This window comes from uncultured Alteromonas sp., assembly GCF_963976965.1.
GTDB lineage: Bacteria > Pseudomonadota > Gammaproteobacteria > Enterobacterales > Alteromonadaceae > Alteromonas > Alteromonas naphthalenivorans.
Window position 1 is genome coordinate 1 of record NZ_CAXBMP010000025.1, and the last position, 18,041, is coordinate 18,041.

Here is an 18,041-nt window from a genome sequence, read left to right on the forward strand (position 1 = left end):
TAGCATGTGATTCGGCAGCTTCAAAATCTGACAGCGCTAATAATGACTCAGCAATTAAGGCATTGTTGAATGCAATATTTTGAATCATGCCGCGCTTGGTATCTATCTCCAGAGAGCTATAGAAATACGCTAATGCACTGCGGTGATCCCCCATCTTGGCATTTAGACCCCCTAAGCTATACAGCACCTGTGACTTTTCAGCATCACTGCCTTGTTCTACAGCATGAGCGAGCGCGGTTTGGTACGCCATAATAGCCCCTTCATAATCACCGATAGCGCCCAACGCCATGCCCATATAACTGCCGACAATACTTAGGCTTTTTTTATCATCTAAGGCCTTGTAAATCCGCTCCGCGCGATGGTAATAATCAAGGGACAAGGGATATTCAGACATGCTGTAGTAGGCGTAACCAAGCATGGTATAGACATGAGCTAATGCAAAATCGTTAGACAAACGAGAATACATTAACTCAGCTGACTTCAATAATTCGATAGCGTGTGAGTATCGAGTTCGGCTGATCTCATTCTCGGCTGTAATAGTGGCTAGATCAGCTTGTAATTCGGGCGTTTGTGAATGGTCTACTATGCGTTGCAGATCTTGCGTTAACAACTCTGCTTTCTCAATGTCTCCTAACTCCCTTTCAGTACGAATAGATGCTTTTAACGCATCGATATCCCCTTTCTTGCCAATATCAACTTGTTGGGCATCAATGTGCTGGGCCTCAACATGCATACTCGTGATAAAAACTAAAAAGAAAAGGAATCGCAGGATGTGCATTTAAGGCCTAAAAATAAGTCGTTTCGTCCAATGAACTACCAAAATAATAGCTGCAAACACTTAATTTTGCACAGATTTATTTGAAATAATGTAAGTCGTTTATTTTGATAAGTGGGTGTGCTTAGTCTACTTTCACTTTTTGAAAAATAGTTGGCCTATAAAAAAGCCGGGCGATTTCTCGACCCGGCCGACAAAACGGGAATATAGTTAGTCTACTTCAATTTCACCTTCTTCAATTGCTACTATTCTACGAGCCTCTACATAGGTTTTTATGGCCCATAGTGTCTCTTGATCTAAAATGGGTTCAGACTGCCCTTCTGGAATACCGCCTAACGCAGGCATGCCTTTTGATGATCCAAAACGAAGGCGCTCTACATACCATTCATCGTCTTCCATACTTTCGGGGTCGAGCAAACGTAAATCTGGGTTTATGCCACCTGACTGCGCATGAAGACCATGACAAACGGCACAGTTATTTGAGTAGGCTGACTCGCCAAATTCATACACCTTCTTGTGAGTTTCTTCATCTAAATTACGATAAGGGTTTTCAAACACCCAGCCATCTTCAGACTCATCACCATCGGTAATTTTTTGCATTTCAGAGCTGTCAGCGCCTTGTGGCGTCACGTTGCCATGTGCTGCTAACTTGTGCGCCGTTAAGGCCAGAAAAAGCGTTGTAATTAAAAGAGATACTTTTACTTTCATCATTCATACATCCTCTCAAGCTGATGAAAAAATTATACTGAATGTGATAATTGGGGTAACTCTACTTTGGTTTTGAAAGGCTCCTCCTTTGGGAGGATAAAGGCTATTTCAGATATAAAAAAGCCGATACCTACAAAGGTATCGGCTTCTATCGTATTTAAAACAAATTAGTTCTTAGCCACTTGTTCATAACGCTTTGGTAATTTAAACGTCCACACCGTACCACCTTGGTTTAGGTGCTTAACCCGCTTAGCAACTTCGCCGCCCCATAAAGGCACTGCACCGCCCCAGCCAGACAACACAGACACATATTGCTCGCCTTCCATCTCCCAAGTTACTGGCGACCCTACAATGCCTGAGCCGGTTTGGAACTTATAAACCATCTTTCCGGTTTTATCGTCAAAGGCCATTAGGTAACCTTCTGGGTTGCCTGTCCATACTAGACCGCCGCCTGTAGTCATTACCCCACCCCATAGTGGCGCATAGTTGTTATAACGCCATACTTCTTTACCGGTTTTAGGGTCAATGGCGCGAAGTACACCTATAAAGTCTTCATTGACAGATTTGATAGTAAAGCCAGCACCTAAGTAAGCAGCGCCCTTTTTATATGAGGTGGTTTCGTTCCAAATATCCATTTCCCATTCGTTGGAAGGTACATAGAACAAACCCGTATCAGGTGAATACGCCATAGGCATCCAGTTTTTTCCACCTAAGAAAGCAGGACGAGCGACAACCTGTGCGCCTTTTTTACCATCGTCTGAAAGTGACGGATTACCAGGACGCGTTTCGTCAATGTAAAGTGGGCGGCCATTCTCATCTAGGCCTTTGGCCCACGTTAGCTTATCTACAAACGGGAAGCCTCGAATGAAATCACCATCTTCACGGTTCAATACATAAAAGAAGCCGTTTCTATCTGCAGTGGCAGCGGCCTTCACCGTTTTACCTGCCTCTTCATAATCAAACGATATAAGCTCGTTTACACCATCGAAATCCCAGCCATCGTGTGGCGTAGTTTGAAAGTGCCATACAATTTTTCCCGTTTTAGGGTTAATCGCTAAACGAGATGAAGAGAAGTAGTTATCGCCAGGGCGAAGGTGAGAGTTCCAAGGTGATGGGTTACCTGTACCAAAGAATAACAGCCCTGTATCAGCATCATAAGTGCCGCCTAGCCAGGTTGCAGCACCGCCAGTTTTCCATAAATCTGCAGGCCAAGTTTTACCCGCCCCGCCGCCAGAAATACCATTCTCGGTTTTTTTACCGTCTTTCCACATATAACCCATGTGGCCTTCAACAGTAGGTCTAACCCAAATCTGTTTGCCAGTTTTAGCATCAAAGGCGTATACCTTTCCTACTACACCAAATTCACCACCCGAGTTACCCGTTATCACCATACCATCAATAATAATAGGCGCGGCAGTAATGGAGTAACCAGCCTTGTAGTCTTCTACTTTTTTCTTCCATACGGTTTTGCCCGTATCTTTATCAAGGGCTACCAGTTTGGCATCAAGGGTGCCGAATATGACCAAATTATCGTACAAGGCTACGCCGCGATTAATCACATCACAACAAGGCATAATACCATCGGGCAAACGAGCTTCGTACTGCCAGAGTTCTTCGCCAGTCATCGCATTAATGGCCCATACGCGAGAGTAAGAACCCGTCACATACATAACGCCATCTTTTACCATAGGCTGAGACTCTTGGCCCCGCTGTTTTTCGCCACCAAGCGAAAATGCCCAAACTGGGCGAATTTCTTCAATGGTGTCTTTGTTAATTGCAGATAGTGGGCTATAGCGCTGCGCGCGTAATCCCATGCCATACGATACGATATCGTCAGTAGTGGCTTGGTCGTTTTGTATGTCGTTATCGGTCACGTTAGCTTGAACGGGGGAAATTGCCCCCGCACAAACCAATAAAGCTAAAGCAATTCTTTTTAATGGTAGTGATTTATTCATAACGTTTCCTAATTGCGTATTGGCCATGAATGTGTCTGATTTTCAGACTATTCGATAGAATTAGAATAGCGGTGCCCGATGGGCGTGCCTATGGAACGGCTGAGTGAATTGTCCCCTCCTTTAGGAGGAGGAATTAACAGGAAATGTGCCTAATAAAAGTGGAGCTATTGTAATAGCATTGCTCGCCGGCATTACTCAACAGCATAGTAATCAGGCATTTCATAGGCGGCATGATACTGACTAAAAATGTGCGCCATTTTTTCGGTCAGTACCATCTCGGTAATTACATCGCCAACTTCATACGCTAGGGTTCGGTAGTCGTTGTGCGCGGCTATCCCTAAGTCCCACTTCTGTTTTCCTATAAGAGGGAACGCGTTGCTAGCGAGTTTGAATTTTGTGTTATCAAGAAACTGAGACAAATAGCTAATTTGTGTTCGAAGGCCCATTACCGCATCAACATCACCTTTTTTCATAGCATCGATGGCAAGTTCATTGCTGGCATACTGAGAGGTGTTATCTCGTAACCTTCCGCCAAAGGCCGAGGTGAGGTAAAAATGAGGAATACTGTCTATTTCAGCGCCGATAGTATGGTATTGAAACATCGCCATGGTCTCTACCTCTGGCAATTGCTCCGTGTTGTGAATTATTTGCCAGCTTTCTTGTTGATACGGTGCGAACATGTGAACTAACTCATTCGCTAATAAGCCAATATCGTCCCGTTTTTGGGAAAAAGAACGGTCGTAGGGAGCACGCATCATTAAGTCGGCTTTAACTTTGTGAATGATGTGCCCTTTCCACAAAAAATTACGAAAATCGTCTTCCGTCGTTTCCCCTGGGGTCATCCAAGTTAACACTAATTCCACATTGAATTTAGCAGCAATTTCTTTAGCTATATCAACATCTATTCCTTTCGCTGAACCCGCTTCCATGTATGAGTAAGGTGGGTAGTCATTATAAACCGCAATATTAATCTTCTTACTTTCGATAATGTCATCAAAAGATCGAGCAAAAACACTGGTGCTTAATACACTCAAGCTTAAAAAACTTAAAAGTATGAAGGGAATAAAATAAAAGGTTCGCAAACAAGTCACTACGAGAAACTCTCTTGACGCTAAGTACTTTCAATACTAATGCGCAGACAGGCATTCACGAATGCTACTTTAGCGCCATAGCATTCCTCCTTTAGGAGGATGTTATTCGGGAATAATGCCATATACCCTTTTTGTATCGCGACTGACAAAAGGCACACTTTTAAAAAAAGTGTGAAAAGAAGTGTGAGAAAAGCCCTTCGCTGGTTCATGGAAAAAGTAAAAATATGGATAGGAGTATCAATCCTATTGATAAGCGTATCGGCCTTGCATGCCAATGTTCATGCCCAATCGGGGAGTCAGCCAGAAAATAAATATGTAGGGCAAGCTGAAGCCCAACCTAGCACTACGAACATTGTCTATATTAACGTGGAGCGCCCTCCCCCCGCAGGAACGCCTTCGTATTTAACCCGTCCTAATGACGAAGGAATTGCGGGTGCCGAAATTGGCATTGAAGATGCCAATATTACAGGAAAATTTTTGGGCTATTCGCTGTCGCTTGCCCGCCTTGACGCTTTTGACTCAGCGGCTACCGATGTGATTGCCAATACCTCTGTGGTGCTTATCGATAGCCCAGACGCTCAATATGAAAAAGCCGTTCGTTCGGTAGTGTCTATTAACCCCAGCGCATTAGTGGTGAATGTAGCCAGTGGCAAGGATGCTTTTCGTCAACAGCACTGCGAACTTAACGTACTGCACACCTACCCTAGCTACCAAATGAAAACCGATGCGCTTGGTCAGTGGCTTAGAACTAAGCGTTTGAGCTCTGTGCTTACCTTGCGCGGCTCCCATGAAAGTGATCAGGCTTACTTAGACGCGTTTTTACGTACCGCGAAGAAATTTAAGTTAAATATTGTTGAAGAGAAGATATGGCAGGCAAGTTTTGACTTACGACGCTCTGCATTTTCTGAAATTCCCCTTTTTACTCGAACTAAGAAACCTTACGACGCTATTTTTGCTGCCGACACCCAAGGTCAGTATGCCTACAGCTTACCCTTTAATACCCACCTTATTGTGCCCATTATAGGGTCGGCAGGTTTGAAACCCTTAGGGTGGCATTTTACTCATGAGCAATGGGGCGCAAGGCAGCTGCAAAATCGTTTTAAGGAAAAGTTTTCGCGCAATATGAATGACGTAGACTTTGCTGCTTATGCAGCCATTATCGCCGTTTCCACCGCCATACAGCAAAGTAAACTGAGTGGCACTGGTAGCAGTGCTAACGATAGCTTAATCGGCACGCAATTATTTAACGCTTTGGTAGAGGAGCAGCTTAGTATTGCAGCCTACAAAGGCAGACAATTAACTTTCAGAAAAGGCACACGCCAACTTCGACAACCCATTGCGCTAGCCCACGAAGAAGCCCTAGTTATTCATGCCCCGCTGCCCGGCTTTTTACATCAATCTGACGAGTTAGACACCCTGGGTGAAACGAATAAAACCTGTAAGGACCCACTATGATTTCTCGCTTCACGAAAAACCGCTTTATGGCAAACAGCTTTTTGATAATGAGCTTTTGGGCAAGTAGTTATAGTGCCAGTGCATTGCCACAGGCATATGTAACCAATGAAAAAGACAATACCCTATCAGTCATTGATATGAATACGTTTGAAGTCACCGATACATTAGACATTGGTGAGCGTCCAAGGGGCTTTATATTAAGCGCTGACCAAGCCCATGCTTACATTTGCGCCTCGGATTCCGATCGCATTCAAATTATCGATTTAGACACCCATACTATTGTCGGTGATTTACCGTCAGGTGAGGATCCTGAAACCATTGCCCTTCACCCCAATGGCACTACCATTTACACCGCCAATGAAGACGATGCCCTGCTCACCGTTATTGATATTCCCACCAGCCAGGTAATTGCACAAATAGATGTAGGGGTTGAACCTGAAGGGTTAGCGGTAAGCCATGACGGCCGCATGATGGTGGTTACTTCAGAAACAACAAACATGGTGCACTGGATAGACACCAACACCCACGAGAACATTGCTAATAGCTTAGTAGATGCTCGCCCGCGAGACGCTCACTTTACTGCTGACGATAAGTACCTTTGGGTAAGTTCTGAAATTGGCGGCACAGTCACCATATTTGATACTCAAACCAAGCAAAAAGTACAGACCTTGTCTTTTGCAGTTAAAGGCGTGTACCGCGACAAAATACAACCCGTTGGTATATTGCTGATGAAAGACTCCCCTTACGCGTTTGTCGCCCTAGGCCCAGCAAATCGCGTTGCTGTGGTAAACACTAGTACGTTTGAAATAGAGAAATACATAGTTGTAGGACGGCGCGTGTGGCAATTAGCCTTTAACCAAGACCAGTCACTATTACTCACCACAAACGGGGTAAGCGGCGACGTGTCGGTTATTAATACTGAAACTCTCGATGTTGAAAAAACGATTAAGGTGGGACGTTACCCATGGGGAATTGCCGTTAAATGGAAATAGATATCCAAGGGGTTACCCACACTTACGGCAAAGTAGCAGCCCTTGATGAAATTTCACTGACCCTTAAACCGGGCTTTAATATTTTACTTGGCCCTAATGGCGCAGGTAAAAGTAGCCTATTTGGGTTGCTCACAGGGTTACAACGAATTGGCCAAGGAAATATTTTATTTAATGGCAAGCCGATAACAAAAAACCGCGCTTCGATTATGAAAAATCTCGGCGTGGTGTTTCAGCAAAGTACGCTAGATATCGACCTTACCGTAAAGCAAAACTTAGCCTATTTTGCCTCGCTTCACGGACTCGCCCCAGACAAATCAATTTCACGTATTACTGATTTATTGACGAAACTTGATCTTAGCGACCGCCTGAACACTAAAATCCGTTATTTAAATGGTGGCCACCGCCGTCGTGTTGAGCTGGCAAGATGCCTTATTCACCAACCTAGTACCTTATTACTCGATGAACCCACCGTAGGGTTAGATATTGCTTCTCGGCGGTTAATTCATTCGGTGGTTCATGACTTAGCAGTGAAACAAGGCGTGACTGTGCTGTGGGCTACTCACCTATTTGAAGAAGTATCGCCGACGGATCCCCTCGCCATATTACTAAATGGGCAATTAGTAGAACGAGATATTTGCTCGGCGCTGCTTACTAAACATCAGGTCTCGGATATTCATCAGCTTTGGGATGTATTAACTCGTGCAAACTAATATCAATACCCTCTATAAGTGCAAGCAAATTACACAGACTAAGGTTCCGGCATGATGTACTGGCGCTGTTTTATGGGTGTATTAAACCGAGAAATGCTGAAATTTTGGCAGCAACGTTCTCGGCTGTTAAGTGCCTTAGTTCGCCCCTTGTTATGGCTATTTGTGTTTGCCGCGGGGTTTCGTTCGGCATTAGGGCTTTCTATGATACCGCCTTACGAAACTTACATTTTGTATGAGGAATACATTGTACCAGGGTTAGCCGCCATGATTGTGTTGTTTAACAGTATGCAAAGCTCGCTATCTATGGTTTACGACCGAGAAATGGGCAGTATGAAGGTACTACTAATGAGCCCAGTCCCCCGTTCATTTCTGCTTTGTAGTAAATTGGTGGCCAACACACTGGTTTCAGCAATACAGGTTTATTTATTCTTTTGCTTTGCTTTACTTGTTGACGTGCAATTACCCTTAATGGGTTATATCTACGCGCTTCCTATCATTGCATTACTGTCTATTTTTCTTGGCTCGCTGGGCTTATTGCTGGCGAATTCCATTAAGCAATTAGAGAACTTTGCTGGTGTGATGAACTTCGTTATCTTTCCAATGTTTTTCCTTTCAAGTGCGCTTTATCCATTGTGGAAAATGCAAGAAGCAAGCGAATGGCTGTATCAAGTGTGCGCCTTTAATCCTTTTACCAGTGGCGTTGAGCTACTCCGCTTTGGGTTGTATGAAAAGCTTGCAGCAAAAGAGCTAGTGATTGTACTTGTGCTCACTCTAATTACCTTTACCTTCGCCGTAAGAAGCTTTAGGCCAAAACCTGCTGCTAGCTTTTCAATTAACAGCGCTGGAAACAAGGCGGCTGGAAATAAGAGCCATGGGAAAAAACAGCGCATAAAAGCAAACTAACAAGGGCGCCCATGACAAACGTAACATTAGCACCTCACCGCAACTTACACGAAGTAGTCGCCGATTGCGTAATATGGCTTTGCTCACCCACCGATATACACCCCACCATTGAAAACATGCCACATAGCACTCAAGTATTCATTCAGCAGATATTTAACGATGAAGAGTTTGTAGGCTCGCAAGGCCAAAAAGTGTTACTTCACCGGCCTGTAGAGACCGCGGCAAAACGATGGCTTATATGGGGAGTGGGTAATTTAGAAGAAAATATCAGCCTTAGTTTTGATCATCCTTCAGCTTCTCACGGCACACGTAAGCTATTTGTTGATATGTTTAAGCACGCGCTGTCGTTAAAGGCGGCAACAATCACTTTGGTACTGCCTTGGGGAACGACTTACAGTGCTATCAGCCACACTACTTCCCTCACTATGCAAAGCGCAAGCAAACAGAGAGAACTGGGTATAGCGCTGGTTCGCCAGCTATTGCGAGCTTTTCATTTTTGTTGCTATCAATTTAAAGGATATAAATCTTCCCCTCACTTGTTATCTAACGTAATGCCTAGCTTAAACATACAAGTATCGTCAACAAACGTGGCAGCTAACCTAGTTTTAGATAAGGCGTTAAATGAAGCTTCAGTCGAAGCACTTAATGGAGACTCTGCGCTAGCATCGGACAATACCTCAGATGCACTACTGGCCTGCGTTAATTATGAGGCCGCACTAGCAAATGGTATGGGCTTAGCGCGAGATTTGTCTCACATGCCAGCGAATTTATGTACCCCAGTTTATTTGGCCGACCAAGCGACAATACTCGCAGATGCGTATTCTAAAATTACTACCGAGATTATTAACCAAGATACATTGGAAGCACTAGGTATGAATGCCTATTTGGCGGTAAATCGCGCATCGGCATTTCCTGCTTCTATGCCGGTAATTCGTTATTCAGGAAATGGCGCTACGCAAAGCAATGACGCCAAAAATACCAAGCCGGTAGTCTTAATAGGGAAAGGTGTAACATTTGATTCGGGCGGCACTACCTTAAAAAGAGGAGGAGATATGCACCACATGATTTACGACATGGCAGGTGCAGCGTGCGTACTTGGAGTAATAAAAGCGGTTGCAGAACTCGGCTTAAACATTAACATTATTGGAATATTGGCTACCGCTGAAAACAGTATTGGCGGTAATGCATACCGGCCCGGCGATATTATTACTACCCACTCAAAACAAACTGTTGAAGTTATAAGCACAGATGCTGAAGGGCGCATGCTAATGTGCGATGCACTAAGTTACAGTGAGCGTTTCGCCCCCCACTCTGTCATAGATATAGCAACCCTAACCGGTGCTGCTATAACGGCGTTAGGGCACAAGTGCAGCTGCGTAATGAGTAATTCCCGCCCACTAGAACAAGCACTAATTAAGGCTGGTGAACACGCCCAAGATCCAATTTGGCCATTTCCATTATGGCCCGAATATCAAGACGCTATAGCCTCTTCTCATGCCGATATGACAAACGCAGGGAAAAACTCACCAGGTATGATTACCGCAGGCTGCTTTTTGTCCCGCTTCGCTAAGCGTTTTCCTTGGGCTCATATGGATGTGGCTGGTACCGCATTTAAATATGGTACTGCCAATTCGGCTACCGGCCGCCCTATTCCCTTACTGGTGGGCTATTTGCAACGCCTGGCCACTGCCCAAAAATCATCATGATTCATGGTAATTCTCCTCCTTTAGAAGGATATCTGTTAACAGATAATCAACATATACTCATATTGAACTCACCCAAAAAGACAGAGGAAATGACGATGTGGACTAAACCTCAATACACTGAAATGCGCCTAGGTTTTGAAGTAACGCTATATATCAGCAACCGTTAGACCTAAGCCATCGTGATAAGTAATCAAAAGGCTGCTATTGCAGCCTTTTTCAAATACCCAAGGAGTAGTTATGCAGGTATTGATTCTTGGCGCAGGCGCAGGCGGCGGGTTCCCTCAATGGAATTGTCATTGCGAAAATTGCAAAGGCGCACGTCAGCACACTATTAAAACAACCCCCCGCACCCAATCGAGCATTGCGGTTAGTGTCGACGGGAGTAAATGGGTATTAATTAATGCCTCTCCCGATTTACGGGAACAAATAAATAGTCATCCTCAGCTTTGGCCTGAAGAGCACGTTGCCCGTGGCACACGTATTTCATCTATAGTGCTCACCGATAGCCAAATAGACCATACCACCGGCTTACTTACACTAAGAGAAGGGTTACCGCTTCCTGTGTACTGTACCGATGTAGTAAACGAAGATTTAACCACCAGCTTTCCCTTATTTACCGTGCTTAAACACTGGCACGGCGGCCTTCAGCAACGCTCCATTAGTACTGACTTTCACCATACGTTTGTGCCCGAAGGCGCAGATGGGCTTTTATTCCAACCTGTAGTATTAGAGTCGAACGCGCCGCCCTATTCTACTTATCGCGATAACATTGTTCCGGGCAATAATATTGGCCTTAAAATTACCGATACTCAAACAGGTCACGTACTTTTTTATGCGCCAGGGTGTATGCAAGCCAACGACACCGTGAAGCAGGTTATGGCCGACGCTGAATGCGTGCTTTTCGATGGCACCTTATGGGTGAATGAAGAAATGATTGACCATGGCTTTAGCCAAAAGCTCGGTACGCAGATGGGGCACATGCCAGTAAATGGCGAAAATGGTGCCATTGCGCTGCTTAACCGCTTTAATGTTAAGCGCAAAGTCCTTATTCACATTAATAACACTAACCCCGTGCTGAATGAAGATTCATCAGCCTTTCATGCATTGCAAGAGCAGAATATTGAGCTGGCTTACGATGGCATGCAAATAGAGGTGTAACATGTTGAAACCTGCATGGACAAAAGAAGAATTCGAACAGCAATTACGCGCAAAAGGTGCGTATTACCATATCCATCATCCCTTCCATAAACGTATGAATGCAGGGCATTGCAGTAAAGAAGAAATACAAGGCTGGGTGGCAAACAGGCTGTATTATCAAATGGCTATTCCAGTTAAAGATGCCGCCATATTAGCAAACTGTGAAGACCAAGAAGTAAGACGCACTTGGATTCAGAGGCTTATCGACCATGATGGCCGGGAAGGTGATACCAGTTTAGGCGGTATTGAAGCATGGCTCCGTCTAGGGGAAGCGGTAGGGCTTAACCGCGATGAATTACTTAATGAATTTCACATATTGCCCGGCGTAAAATTCGCGGTAAATGCCTATGTAAATTTTGCACGCCGCGCATCGTGGCAAGAAGCCGCTTGTTCATCACTTACCGAAATGTTTGCGCCTGAAATACACCAAAGCCGTCTTGATACCTGGCCCACTCACTACACGTGGATAAACCAAGAAGGGTTTACCTATTTTCAAATGCGTTTAGGGCAAGCAAGGCGCGATGTAGAACACGGCCTTCAAATAACGCTCGACCACTTTGTTACCCGCAATCAACAAGAGCGTGCTTTGAACATTCTTCAATTTAAAATAGATATTCTGTGGAGCATTGCCGATGCTATTTGTTTCGCTTATGAATATGGCAGAAAACCTTTCGATGGCATTGCCAATCAACAGGTTTGCCATACAGGGAGATTCTAATGACAAACAAATCTAACACGCCGTCTATGAACCCTTTGTTTCGCTTACAATACGAAAAAGTACAAGATGGGTATGTGCTTCTATTTCCTGAGGGCATGATTAAGCTAAACCCTTCGGCGTCAGAAATCTTAACCCTTGTTGATGGTGTGCGCTCTACAGATGACATTGCAGCAGCGCTTAGAAAGGCCTTTCCCGATGCACCTGAGGATTTAGAAGAAGACGTAACCGTATTTTTGCAACACGCTGAAGAAAAAAAGTGGGTGGTGTATGACTAACCACGCAACGCACGCTACCATGGCTTCACAACCTACCAAAGCCACTACTCCACCTTTATGGCTACTCGCTGAGTTAACCTACCAATGCCCGCTCCATTGCCCCTATTGTTCTAACCCCGTGAATATGGAAGAAACCTTTAACGAGCTCACTACGTCTCAGTGGAAGAAGGTGTTTAAGGAAGCCAGGGAAATGGGTGCGGTTCAGTTAGGCTTTTCCGGTGGTGAACCCTTGTTGCGCAAAGATTTAGAAGAGTTAGTCGCCTATGCCCGCGAACTTGGCTTTTACACCAACTTGATCACCTCCGGCATTGGCATGACGGAAAAGCGCATTGCCAGATTAAAAGACGCAGGGCTTGATCATATACAGCTTAGCTTTCAATCAGCCAATGCTGAAGTTAACGACCTTATTGGTCATAAGCGCCACTCGTTCAAACAAAAACTGAATATTGCCAAGTTAGTTAAAGCCTACAACTACCCTATGGTGCTGAATTTTTGTATTACCGCCCAAAACATTCATGAAATTGAAGAAGTCATGGCGCTTAGCACTGAACTTAAGGCCGATTTTGTAGAACTTGCGACGGTTCAATATTATGGTTGGGCGTATGAAAACCGTGAGCACTTACTACCTACACAAAGCCAGCTAGAAGAAGCTGAGCAGGCCATTAACCGGTATAGAGACCAGCAATGTGGCGGCCCTAAATTTATGTTTGTCACACCCGATTACTACGAGAATAGGCCAAAGGCGTGTATGAATGGATGGGGAACTACTTTTTTAACGGTAACCCCAGATGGCAGTGCGCTTCCTTGTCACAGTGCCAAAATTCTACCTCTTACCTTTCCTAACGTGAAAGACTCATCGGTACAGCATATCTGGGAACATGATTTTAGTTTTAATCACTTTAGAGGCGATGACTGGATGCCCTCGCCATGCAAGACCTGTGATGAAAAAGACAAGGATTTTGGCGGTTGTCGTTGCCAAGCCTTTTTGCTGACCGGGGATATGCACAAAACCGATCCGGTTTGCGATAAGTCACCCGATCACCATTTGATGAAAACTATTACCGATAAAGCCGGGCAACCGGCAAGCTCTACTTTAAAATTTCGCACAGTGAAAAATGCTATCCCTGTAAAGATGATACAAGACGTGACCGCTTGAGCGCTTTTTGATGATTAACATCCGGTATGTGTCACGCAATGCTAAAAGGCCTGAAGGTGGCTCAAGTAGCTCAAGTCACATAATCAGCGCAGGTAGTACTCGGTTTCATGACAGTTCTGGCAATGGCACTAATACAGGCATTGCGGCGAATCCAAATAAGATGAGCAATCTAGAATGCAGAAAATCACCATTCACGGGTGTATTTGTTGTCAATACGCCAGCACATGATCACTCAGGCGTATCTCATCTGGCTGAACACATGTGTTTTCGTGGGTCGCCTTACTACCCTGCCGACCATGAGCTTTTTGTAGCAAATGCTTTGCTACCCTTGTCGATAAACGCGACGACCTACTCAGGCTGTACGTATTTTTATGTGCAATCTTATAATCAAGCGCTTTTTATCAGTGCGATTCAATACCTGTATAGCGGCCTAGTGAATACCCATTACGAAAAGAGTAAATTTGAAGCAGAGCGAAGTGGCGTTCTCGTTAATGAACTCACGCTGCTTGAACGCAATATCGATTATTTGAATAACATGGCCATACGCCGAAGTGATACCAGTACCATGGCTTACAAACATGCCGGAGGGTTTTCTGATTCGGTATTAAAAATTGGTTTTGACGACCTCATTGATTATAAGAAGAGATGGTATGACGGTGAACACATCACCCTTTTAGTCAGTGGTGCAGATACTGACGGCGATGAAATCATCTCATTAAGTAGACAGGCTATAGCAGAAATTAATGCCAAAGGCTGTAATACAAAGTTATGTGATGCTATGCCTCTTAATGAGGCCGCTGAAGTGCCCGCAAGTACTTTGAAACGAAATACCTCAGTTCCTGTTTGCCACATGAGACGTCACCTTACGAATAATCATCAAGTGAAGCCTATCGAAAACGATGTGTCTACGTGGTGGGTGCCACAGGAATTTACTTACGACTTACTTGATGTCGAACACCAGATTAAAAGCAGGTTTATTGCTTTAGGCCACTTCTTTATTGATGATGAAGTAAACCATGCAGGCATGATTGCTCTTCGATTTGTGCATAATACCAAGACCAGTACTCAAGCGCGTACAGATACGCATAAAAAAGTGGTGTCGGTATTAACTGAGTTCAACGTAGAAGCCAAACCTCGTTTATTTACAGACAATAAATTACCCCAAGCAGTACAGCAACTTATTCGAGATTATCAACAGCAAGCGAATTCTCGGTATAGCGAACCACACTCGCCTTTAAAAACAAGACCGTTTGCCGATTACCTTGATAATGTGCATGTCTGCCGAACAGGTAAGCATGAGACGTATGACAAAAGTAAGCGCGCAGACAGACCCATAAAAAATAATTGGGTTTCTACAACAGAGGTTGCCGTTGAGTTAAAAGGCAAAAAAAGCGCGCAACTTGCGGCCGACTATTCCTCGCTATTATCACTAGAAAACTTACCAGCATTACCTAAATTACTGCATAAGATCGCCGAAACGCCTGTTAAGGCGGCACAAAATTCTGAGGAACGGTTTCAAAGTATTGGCAATAACTGGGTATACAGGGTTGATGCCCAATTCCATCGCCATCTTATAGTAATCATGACTAGCGCCTCATTTTGGCAACCTCGTACTAACGGAGAATGTTATGCACTAGGGGTAGCGCGTTTTCATGAGCATATCTTTATTTATGGGGCGCAAGATAGGCAGGCGTCGCTCCGCGAAGTTTGGTGTAAAAACACGCTCACCCAAAATGACCTTAATACTGGTATAAGTAAAAGCCCTACTTAATAAAAATTCGTTACTTGGGATTTTCATGTAGTACCAATTTACGAGCTTTCCTCCCTCTTTAGGAGGATATTTTTCGGGACCCACCTACACGATACTGATTGCATACTCGTTCATAGAAGAATCAGGAACATGCTAATAAAACACACAACGCCTTTAGCTTACGCACTCATCGCTTCAAGCGTGTCTCTAGCGCTTTGCAGTAACGCCTCCGCCAATACTAAAACAGACAGTCTGCTAGCAAACAACGATGTAGAAGTAATAGAAATCCATGGAGCAACCGCACTACAAACTGGGAGTGATGCAGCGCCAATTTTTGGTACCGTTCAATCGTTGTCTCAAGAGGAAATAGAAGCAAGTGTAAGTCGCTCTTTGCCAGAACTCTTGAAATCACAACTTGCCAGCGTGAATTTAAATGATGCACAAAACAACCCGTTTCAACCCGATTTACAATACCGAGGTTTCACCGCGTCTCCATTGCTAGGCTTGCCTCAGGGCATTTCGGTATACCTAAATGGCGGCAGAATTAACGAGGCGTTTGGCGATACCGTAAATTGGGATCTAATGCCCCTTGATGCTATCGATACAGTGTCACTTTATTCCGGCTCGAACCCGCTATTCGGTCAAAATACACTTGGGGGCGCACTGGCATTAAATACGAAAACAGGCTTTTCCTTCGATGCCAACGAGGTAGATGCCACCGTAGGGCAATATGGCCAGTCTGCGCTGTCGATAGAATCAGGTGGGAACAATGGTAACTGGGGCTATTACATTAATGCCAATCATTATGAAGAAGATGGATGGCGTGATTACTCGCCTTCAGAGGTAAACCAAGTATTCAGTGCAGTGTCTTATCAAGACAGTAAACGACGAATAGATTTTAACTACTTGTATGCCGATAGTGAGCTATTGGGCAATGGGGCTTCACCAATTGAGTTGTTAGAAATTGAAGGTCGTGAAGCGGTTTATACCCACCCAGATCAAACCAATAATGAGCTACATCACTTTAGCCTTTCAGGCGATTTGCAGCTAAGTGACAATCACCTACTCTCGTTCAATGCTTTTTATCGCGACAATGAAACCACCACCATAAACGGAGATGACAGCGACTTTGGCGCCTGTCAATTTACAGATGGCCGCATCACCTTGTGTGAACTGGAAGATGATGACGATGACGATGACGATGACGATGACGATGACGATTTTGAAGAGGATGATGACAAACTAGCCACCGTTGGCGATGATGTAGAAGCCGTTGCTTTCATTGGATACGATGAAAATACTGCGCTATCTGACATTTCAGATGTATCTCCTGATGAGATAGACGGCACTTACAACACTGGATTATCAAGTTCAGAAGCCTTTGGAGTTTCTTCCCAGCTTGCCAGCAATTATGAATTATTAGGCAAACCATCGGTACTGGTAATTGGCGCTACCTACAATAAAGGGGATATCAATTACTCTGCCGATACCACCTTTGGCATACTGGAAAATGACACGGCAAGCGACTCCCGAACTGTCATACCACTTCAAGGGCTTCAATCTGCTGAAGCACGAGTTAGGCTTGATGTAGACACCTCAGCGTGGTCCTTACTCTTTGTTAATACTACCCAGCTTACTGACAAAGTATCACTCAACATAGGGGGCCGGTTCAATCGCGACCATGTACTAATGGAAGATTTAAGCGAAGACGGTGATGACTCTCTTGATGGCGATCATAGATTTACCCAGTTCAACCCTGCCATAGGGCTAGATATTGCGCTTAGTGATACGTCGCAGTTAAACCTAGCGTTTAGCCAGTCATCTAGAACACCAAGCCCTGCGGAATTAAGCTGTGCAGACGAAGATGATCCATGCCGCCTACCTAATGGTTTTGTTGCAGACCCGCCGTTAGATCAAGTCGTCACACAAACCATTGAAGCAAACTATGCCGCGACCTTTAACAACATCGACATGATGCTAAATGTTTACCGTAGTGAGAGTGAAGATGACATCATTTTTCAGCAGGCAGGCTCGGTGGCATCCAGAGGCTACTTTATTAACATTGATGCCACCCGTAGACAGGGCGTTGAGTTCAGCATTAGCTCATTTTGGAAAAAGCTGAATTATCGATTTAATTATAATTATTTAGACGCGACTTTTGAGTCTTCCTTTACTTCTTTCAGCCCATTCAATCCGTTAGGAGCAAATAGACAAGTTGAGGCAGGTGATACCATTCCTGGGCAACCAAAGCACAATATCAAATTTTACCTAGACTACGCGTTTAGCCAACAAACCGCCTTGGGTGCAGAAATCATTTCAGCCTCTAGCCAATACTTCCGTGGTGATGAAGCCAATGAAAATGACACCTTAGATAGCTATGTTGTTACTAATCTTTATTTAAACCATCAGTTTAATCACACATTTAGTGCCCAATTACGGGTGAACAATGTATTCGATAAAGAGTATGAAACCTTCGGCACTTACGGCGAAGCTGATGAAGTATTAGAAGACATCTACCCCGATGTGGAAAGCCCCCTATTTGTAGGTCCAGCGCAACCTAGAATGGTAAGTTTAAATGTGAAAGCTAAATTTTAATTTAGCGCAGCTTTAAGTTAAAAATATAAATTAAAAATACAAATTAGGCGCCATG

At 44.3% G+C, this 18,041-nt stretch carries 16 protein-coding genes; 12 read left to right on the forward strand and 4 right to left on the reverse strand.

Going from position 1 to position 18,041, the window contains the following annotated elements:
• From AAC006_RS16260 to AAC006_RS16275, 4 genes are all read right to left on the reverse strand, one after another.
• A partial coding sequence (locus AAC006_RS16260; protein ID WP_339891892.1) for a tetratricopeptide repeat protein occupies positions 1-733 on the reverse strand: 733 nt, incomplete at its 3' end.
• A gap of 252 nt (positions 734-985) precedes the next feature.
• Entirely contained in the window at positions 986-1,486 is a 501-nt protein-coding gene (gene pedF, locus AAC006_RS16265) for a cytochrome c-550 PedF (protein WP_013782738.1), read from the reverse strand.
• Between the two features lie 164 nt (positions 1,487-1,650).
• A complete protein-coding gene (locus AAC006_RS16270) occupies positions 1,651-3,438 on the reverse strand; it encodes a PQQ-dependent methanol/ethanol family dehydrogenase (RefSeq protein ID WP_339891894.1) in 1,788 nt (595 codons plus the stop codon).
• A 191-nt stretch (positions 3,439-3,629) separates the two neighbouring features.
• Positions 3,630-4,529, reverse strand: a complete 900-nt coding sequence (locus tag AAC006_RS16275) for a transporter substrate-binding domain-containing protein (RefSeq protein ID WP_339891895.1) — start codon at positions 4,527-4,529, stop codon at positions 3,630-3,632.
• 183 nt (positions 4,530-4,712) lie between these two features.
• On the opposite strand from AAC006_RS16275, the gene AAC006_RS16280 reads away from it, so the two are divergent.
• The 12 genes from AAC006_RS16280 to AAC006_RS16335 all read left to right on the forward strand — a co-directional run bounded on the left by AAC006_RS16280 (position 4,713) and on the right by AAC006_RS16335 (position 17,986).
• Positions 4,713-5,984 carry a hypothetical protein gene (locus AAC006_RS16280; RefSeq protein WP_339891897.1) on the forward strand — a complete coding sequence of 424 codons (1,272 nt, stop codon included), beginning with the start codon at positions 4,713-4,715 and terminating at the stop codon, positions 5,982-5,984.
• Positions 5,985-6,031: 47 nt separating this feature from the next.
• A complete protein-coding gene (locus tag AAC006_RS16285; protein WP_260563497.1) occupies positions 6,032-6,976 on the forward strand; it encodes a PQQ-dependent catabolism-associated beta-propeller protein in 945 nt (314 codons plus the stop codon).
• The gene (locus tag AAC006_RS16290) at positions 6,967-7,686 is read left to right on the forward strand and encodes an ATP-binding cassette domain-containing protein (protein WP_013782733.1); all 720 of its coding nucleotides are present in this window, start codon (positions 6,967-6,969) and stop codon (positions 7,684-7,686) included. The genes AAC006_RS16285 and AAC006_RS16290 overlap by 10 nt, the downstream gene beginning before the upstream one ends.
• A gap of 54 nt (positions 7,687-7,740) precedes the next feature.
• Complete coding sequence (locus AAC006_RS16295) at positions 7,741-8,589, forward strand: ABC transporter permease (protein ID WP_339350952.1); 849 nt, start codon at positions 7,741-7,743, stop codon at positions 8,587-8,589.
• 11 nt (positions 8,590-8,600) lie between these two features.
• A complete protein-coding gene (locus tag AAC006_RS16300) occupies positions 8,601-10,295 on the forward strand; it encodes a leucyl aminopeptidase (protein ID WP_339891899.1) in 1,695 nt (564 codons plus the stop codon).
• A 95-nt stretch (positions 10,296-10,390) separates the two neighbouring features.
• Entirely contained in the window at positions 10,391-10,462 is a 72-nt protein-coding gene (gene pqqA, locus AAC006_RS16305; RefSeq protein ID WP_073324441.1) for a pyrroloquinoline quinone precursor peptide PqqA, read from the forward strand.
• Positions 10,463-10,532: 70 nt separating this feature from the next.
• Positions 10,533-11,453, forward strand: a complete 921-nt coding sequence (gene pqqB, locus AAC006_RS16310; protein ID WP_013782730.1) for a pyrroloquinoline quinone biosynthesis protein PqqB — start codon at positions 10,533-10,535, stop codon at positions 11,451-11,453.
• A gap of 1 nt (position 11,454) precedes the next feature.
• Positions 11,455-12,210 carry a pyrroloquinoline-quinone synthase PqqC gene (gene pqqC, locus AAC006_RS16315; RefSeq protein ID WP_013782729.1) on the forward strand — a complete coding sequence of 252 codons (756 nt, stop codon included), beginning with the start codon at positions 11,455-11,457 and terminating at the stop codon, positions 12,208-12,210.
• Entirely contained in the window at positions 12,210-12,485 is a 276-nt protein-coding gene (gene pqqD, locus AAC006_RS16320) for a pyrroloquinoline quinone biosynthesis peptide chaperone PqqD (protein ID WP_126872584.1), read from the forward strand. The genes pqqC and pqqD overlap by 1 nt, the downstream gene beginning before the upstream one ends.
• Positions 12,478-13,641, forward strand: coding sequence for a pyrroloquinoline quinone biosynthesis protein PqqE (gene pqqE / locus AAC006_RS16325; RefSeq protein ID WP_221885329.1), 1,164 nt, complete (start codon positions 12,478-12,480; stop codon positions 13,639-13,641). Before pqqD ends, pqqE begins: the two co-directional genes overlap by 8 nt.
• 10 nt (positions 13,642-13,651) lie before the next feature.
• A complete protein-coding gene (locus AAC006_RS16330) occupies positions 13,652-15,412 on the forward strand; it encodes an insulinase family protein (protein WP_339891919.1) in 1,761 nt (586 codons plus the stop codon).
• A 129-nt stretch (positions 15,413-15,541) separates the two neighbouring features.
• Complete coding sequence (locus tag AAC006_RS16335) at positions 15,542-17,986, forward strand: TonB-dependent receptor (protein WP_339891902.1); 2,445 nt, start codon at positions 15,542-15,544, stop codon at positions 17,984-17,986.
• The last annotated feature ends 55 nt before the right edge of the window (positions 17,987-18,041 follow it).

What these genes read in the sequence shown, in the direction of transcription:
- pedF (WP_013782738.1), bottom strand. Translation starts at nt 1,486, where the DNA reads ATGATGAAAGTAAAAGTATCTCTTTTAATTACAACGCTTTTTCTGGCC.
- AAC006_RS16300 (WP_339891899.1), top strand. Translation starts at nt 8,601, where the DNA reads ATGACAAACGTAACATTAGCACCTCACCGCAACTTACACGAAGTAGTC.
- AAC006_RS16330 (WP_339891919.1), top strand. Translation starts at nt 13,652, where the DNA reads ATGATTAACATCCGGTATGTGTCACGCAATGCTAAAAGGCCTGAAGGT.
- pqqB (WP_013782730.1), top strand. Translation starts at nt 10,533, where the DNA reads ATGCAGGTATTGATTCTTGGCGCAGGCGCAGGCGGCGGGTTCCCTCAA.
- pqqD (WP_126872584.1), top strand. Translation starts at nt 12,210, where the DNA reads ATGACAAACAAATCTAACACGCCGTCTATGAACCCTTTGTTTCGCTTA.
- AAC006_RS16270 (WP_339891894.1), bottom strand. Translation starts at nt 3,438, where the DNA reads ATGAATAAATCACTACCATTAAAAAGAATTGCTTTAGCTTTATTGGTT.
- AAC006_RS16295 (WP_339350952.1), top strand. Translation starts at nt 7,741, where the DNA reads ATGTACTGGCGCTGTTTTATGGGTGTATTAAACCGAGAAATGCTGAAA.
- AAC006_RS16285 (WP_260563497.1), top strand. Translation starts at nt 6,032, where the DNA reads ATGAGCTTTTGGGCAAGTAGTTATAGTGCCAGTGCATTGCCACAGGCA.
- pqqC (WP_013782729.1), top strand. Translation starts at nt 11,455, where the DNA reads ATGTTGAAACCTGCATGGACAAAAGAAGAATTCGAACAGCAATTACGC.
- AAC006_RS16290 (WP_013782733.1), top strand. Translation starts at nt 6,967, where the DNA reads ATGGAAATAGATATCCAAGGGGTTACCCACACTTACGGCAAAGTAGCA.
- AAC006_RS16335 (WP_339891902.1), top strand. Translation starts at nt 15,542, where the DNA reads ATGCTAATAAAACACACAACGCCTTTAGCTTACGCACTCATCGCTTCA.
- pqqE (WP_221885329.1), top strand. Translation starts at nt 12,478, where the DNA reads ATGACTAACCACGCAACGCACGCTACCATGGCTTCACAACCTACCAAA.